Annotated in this window: 3 protein-coding genes; 1 reads left to right on the forward strand and 2 read right to left on the reverse strand. The window is 66.3% G+C overall.

What is annotated here, in order from left to right:
• Positions 1–2,849, reverse strand: a 2,849-nt coding sequence (mfd, locus tag WA702_RS00060) for a transcription-repair coupling factor (RefSeq protein WP_425108484.1), incomplete at its 3' end; no start/stop codon positions are given.
• 30 nt (positions 2,850–2,879) lie between these two features.
• The gene (locus WA702_RS00065) at positions 2,880–3,167 is read right to left on the reverse strand and encodes a succinate dehydrogenase assembly factor 2 (protein ID WP_425108486.1); all 288 of its coding nucleotides are present in this window, start codon (positions 3,165–3,167) and stop codon (positions 2,880–2,882) included.
• A gap of 203 nt (positions 3,168–3,370) precedes the next feature.
• Between WA702_RS00065 and recG the strand changes: the two genes are divergently transcribed.
• A partial coding sequence (recG, locus tag WA702_RS00070) for an ATP-dependent DNA helicase RecG (RefSeq protein ID WP_425108485.1) occupies positions 3,371–5,478 on the forward strand: 2,108 nt, incomplete at its 3' end.

The following is a 5,478-nucleotide window of genomic DNA, read 5'->3' on the forward strand; positions in this document are numbered from 1 at the left end:
CGCTTCTCGGCCTGCGCCGAAATCTTCTGCTGGGCCGGCAGGGTGAACAGCGCATAGGCGCGCAGCTTGGAGCGGCCGACGCGGCCGCGCAGCTGATAGAGCTGGGCGAGGCCGAACATGTCGGCGCGATGCACGATCAGCGTGTTGGCGCGTGGAATGTCGAGGCCGGATTCCACGATCGTGGTCGACAGCAGGATGTCGAACTTGCCGTCATAGAATGCCGAGATGATGTCCTCGATCACGGTCGGCGACATCTGGCCGTGCGCCACTGCGACCTTCATCTCCGGCACGGTCTTGTCGAGGAATTCCTTGACGCCGGCGAGATCCTCGATCCGCGGCACCACGTAGAACGCCTGGCCGCCGCGATAGCGCTCGCGCAGCAGCGCCTCGCGGATCATCACCGGATCATGCGGCGCGACGAAGGTGCGCACGGCGAGACGATCGACCGGCGGCGAGGCGATGATCGAGAGCTCGCGCACGCCGGTCAGAGCGAGTTGCAGGGTGCGCGGGATCGGCGTTGCCGACAGGGTCAGCACATGCACCTCGGCGCGGAGCTGCTTCAGCCGCTCCTTGTGGCTGACGCCGAAATGCTGCTCCTCGTCGACGATGACGATGCCGAGGTCGCGGAACTTGATCGACTTGCCGAGCAGCGCATGGGTGCCGACGACGATGTCGACCGAGCCGTCGGTGAGGCCCTTCTTGACCAAATTGAGCTCTTTGGTCGGGACCAGCCGCGAGGCCTGTGCGACATTGACCGGAAACCCCTTGAAGCGCTCGGTGAAGTTCTTCGCATGCTGGCGCGCCAGCAGCGTGGTCGGCACCACGACAGCGACCTGCTTGCCTTCCAGCGCGACCGCAAAGGCCGCGCGCAGCGCCACCTCGGTCTTGCCGAAGCCGACGTCGCCGCAGATCAGCCTGTCCATCGGCCGGCCGCGCTCGAGATCGGCCAGCGTGGCCTGGATCGCCGTAAGCTGGTCCTCGGTCTCGTCATAGGGGAAGCGCGCGCAGAACTCGTCATAGAGGCCGGGCTGCACCGGCAGCTTCGGCGCCTCGTGCAGCATGCGTTCGGCCGCGATCTTGATCAGCTCGCCCGCGATCTCGCGGATGCGGTTCTTCAGCTTGGCCTTGCGGGTCTGCCAGCCGCTGCCGCCGAGCTTATCCAATTCGACATCGGCCTGGTCGGAGCCGAAGCGCGACAAAAGCTCGATGTTCTCGACCGGAAGGTAGAGCTTGGTCTCGTTGGCGTAGCGCAGCTCGAGACAGTCATGCGGGGCGCCGGCGACCTCCAGCGTCTGGAGACCGACGAAGCGGCCGATGCCGTGATCGACATGGACGACGATGTCGCCGACGCCAAGGCTCGTGACCTCGGAGATGAAATTGTCGAGCTTGCGGCTCGCCTTGCGGGGCCGCACCAGGCGGTCGCCGAGGATGTCCTGCTCGGAGATGACGGCGATCTGGTCGGTCTCGAAACCGGTCTCCAGGCCCAGCACCGCCAGCATGGTCTCGTTGCGCGGCGTCGCCTGCACCATGCGCCAGGTGTTGACGCTGGTGACATGGGTCAGCTTGTGATCCCGCAGCATGCTGGTCATGCGGTCGCGCGAGCCTTCACTCCACAGCGCGATCACCACCTTCTTGCGGAGAGATTGCAGCGCCTGCACATGCGCCACCACGGCCTCGAACACGTTGACTGTGGCGTCATTGCGCTCGGGCGCGAAATTGCGGCCGGCCCGTGCGCCGATATCGATCACGCCGGCATCCTCAGGGACCGCGAATGGCGTTAGCCGCACCAGCGACACGGCGGCGAGCCGCTCGGCCCATTCGCTCGCGGTCAGATACAGCCGGTCGACCGTCAGAGGCTTGTAGATCGCGCCGCCGCCGCGATGCTCCATCGCCTCGCGCCTTGCATCGTAATAGTCGATGATCTGCTTGAAGCGTTCGCGTGCAGCGTCCTCGCCCTGCGGCTCGATCACGATGGGCGTGCCGGCGAGGTAATCGAACAGCGTCTCCATCTTGTCGTGGAACAGCGGCAGCCAGTGCTCCATGCCGGGATAGCGGCGGCCTTCACTGACGGCCTCGTACAGCGCGTCGTCGCGCTCGGGCGCGCCGAACTCGGCGACATAGCCCATGCGGAAACGGCGGATGGTATCGGTGACGAGCTGGAATTCCGACACCGGCACCAGGTCGAGCGAGCGCATGTCGAGCAAGGTGCGCTGGGTCTCGGCGTCAAAAGTGCGGATCGATTCGAGAGAGTCGCCGAAGAAGTCGAACCGCACCGGCTGGTCGAGGCCGGCCGGAAACAAATCGAGGATGCCGCCGCGCACCGCATACTCGCCGCTCTCGCGTACGGTCGACGAACGGTTGTAGCCATTATGCTCCAGCCAGGCGACGATCGAGTCCATCGGCACGACATGGCCGGGCGCGACCGACAGCGCTTGGCCGGCCATGGTGTCGCGCGCCGGCACGCGTTGTACGATCGCATTCACCGTCGTCAGCACGATCAGCGGCTTGTCGCTGCCGGCGAGGCGCGACAGCCGCGCCAATGTGGTGACGCGCTGCGCCAGGATGCCGCCGTGCGGCGAAACCCGGTCATAGGGCTGGCAGTCCCAGGCCGGAAACTGCATTACGGGAAGATCAGGCGCGAAGAACTCCAGCGCGCGAGCCAGTTGCTGCATCCGGGCGCCGTCGCGGCAGACCACCGCAAGGCTGACCGCCGGCGGCCTCTGTCGTGCCGCCACCGCGCGCGCCAGGTCCGCCGTCACCAGCGCCTCGGCGCCTTCGGCCACATTGGCCAGCGTCAGCGCCCGGCCGGGGGCGAGCTGTTCGGCAGGGGATTTTGCAGTCGTCTTCATCACACCAGGTCCAAACCAAATCCGTCCAAATCAATCCCGATCGACTGCGCGAAACGCTTGGATCCGCGCGAACAACGCGGCCGGCATCTCCTGCGGCAGCGGCTGGGCGCCGGTCACTGCGGCATAAAAATCCGGGTCGGGAATTTCGAGCAGTTGTTCCAGCTCGGTGAGCTCGTCCTTACTCAACGCGCCAATCTCGGCATCGGCGAAGCGACCGAGGATCAGATCCATCTCGCGCGTGCCGCGGTGCCAGCACCGGAACAACAGTCGCTTGCGCCGATCGTCGAGCCCTTCGCTGGAGCGTGTGGTCCCGGTCATTGGAAATGTCCCGCAGTGAAACGCAGAAAGCCCGGACATGGCCGGGCGCGGTTTGATATAGCCACGCGCCACCGCGCTGTCAGCATCAATCCGGTGCAGGGCCGGCATGCTCGCCGTCTCCGGACAAAAACAGGTGCAAAAAACAGGTGGATGGGCGGCCGAAGCCGGCTATCCCAGTCCTGAAACCGTCTTAAGTGTCGCCCATGCGCCCCGCCCTCCTCAACCCGCTGTTTGCAGAGGTCACCAGCCTGCCCGGCGTCGGCCCGAAGCAGAACGGATTGCTGCGCTATCTGCTCGGCCGCAGCGAGACCCCCCGCCTAATCGATCTGCTGCTGCATCTGCCATCCAGTGTGATCGACCGCCGGAACAGGCCGAAGCTTCGCGATGCGCAGGTGGGAACCGTCATCACGCTGGAGGTCACGGTCGACCGGCACCGGCCGCCGCCGCCGGGCAACAGGCGTGCGCCCTATCTGGTCTATGCCAGCGACGACACCGGCGACGTGGTGCTGACCTTCTTCCGCGGCAAGCCGGAGTATGTCGAGAAGCTGCTGCCGGTCGGCGCCAAGCGCTACGTCTCCGGTATGGTGCAGATGTATGACGGCATCCCGCAGATCGTCCATCCCGACCGCATCGTCGACGAGGAGGCGTTCGCAAAGCTCAGCGGTATCGACCCGGTCTATCCACTGACCGAGGGGCTCGCGCTCGGCTCGCTGCGGCGCGCGGTGGCGCAAGCGCTGGCCAAGCTGCCGACTTTGCCGGAATGGATCAGCCCGGAGGTGATCAGCCGCTGTAGCTTCCCGCCGCTCAAGGACGCGCTGACCCGCGTGCACGTGCCGCAGGAGCTGACCGATATCCTGCCCGAGGGGCTGTTCTGGTCGCGGCTGGCCTTCGACGAATTGCTCGCCGGACAATTGGCGCTGGCGCTGGTGCGCGCGCAACTGCGCCGCTCGGCCGGCAACCGCCACGCCGGTGACGGTCATTTGCGCCATCGGATCATCGATGCGCTGCCCTACGCGCTCACCTCGTCGCAGCAGCAGGCGATGGCGGCGATTGCCGAAGATCTGTCGAAGCCGCTGCGGATGTTGCGGCTGCTGCAGGGCGATGTCGGCTCCGGCAAGACCGTGGTCGCTTTGCTCGCCTCGGCCGCGGTCGCGGAGGCCGGCAAGCAGGCGGCACTGATGGCACCAACCGAAATTCTGGCGCGGCAGCACGCCAAGACCATCGCACCGCTCGCCGAGCGCGCCGGCATGTCGGTCGCGATCCTCACCGGTCGCGAGAAGGGCAAGGAGCGCCGCGATATCTTGAGCCGGCTCGAGGCCGGCGAGATCGATATCCTCGTCGGCACGCATGCGCTGATCCAGGACGACGTCATCTTCAAGACGCTGGCGCTCGCCATCGTCGACGAGCAGCATCGTTTTGGCGTGCGCGAGCGGCTGGCGCTGACCTCGAAGGGCGAGGCCGTCGATGTGCTGGTGCTGTCGGCCACGCCGATCCCGCGCACGCTGGTACTGACTTATTTCGGCGACATGGACATTTCGGAATTGCGCGAAAAGCCGGCCGGCCGCCAGCCGATCGACACGCGAGCGGTGGCGAGTACGCGGCTCGAGGAGGTGATGGACGGCATTGGCCGCGCGCTGAAGGCGGGCAAGCTGATCTACTGGATCTGCCCGCTGGTCGAGGAATCCGAGGCCGAGGGCACCGAGCACCTCACCAATGCGACCGAGCGGTTCGAAAGCCTGCAGAAGCGCTTCGGCGCCGATGTCGGGCTCGTGCACGGCCAGATGAAGGGCACCGAGAAGGACCGCGTCATGGGCCAGTTCGCGGCCCATGAGATCAAACTGCTGGTGGCGACCACCGTGGTCGAGGTCGGCGTCGACGTGCCGGCCGCGACCATCATGGTGATCGAGAACGCCGAACGCTTCGGGCTGGCGCAATTGCATCAATTGCGCGGCCGCATCGGTCGCGGCTCGGAAGCCTCGACCTGCATCCTGCTGTATCACGAGCCGTTAGGTCAGATGTCGAAATCACGGCTCGCCGTGATCCGCGAGACCACCGACGGCTTCCGGATCGCCGAGGAAGACCTGAAGCTGCGCGGCGAAGGCGACGTGCTCGGCGTGCGCCAGAGCGGGCTGCCCGGCTATCGCATCGCCCGTCCCGAGGTGCATGCCCAGCTCATCACCCAGGCGCGCGACGAGGCGCTGCGCATCCTGAAAGACGACCCGAAGCTGAAGGGCCCGCGCGGCGAGGCGCTGCGCTGCCTGCTCTATCTCTACGAACGCGACGAGGCGATTCCGCTGCTGGGCGCGGGATA

It is taken from the genome of Bradyrhizobium sp., assembly GCF_049798375.1.
GTDB lineage: Bacteria > Pseudomonadota > Alphaproteobacteria > Rhizobiales > Xanthobacteraceae > Bradyrhizobium.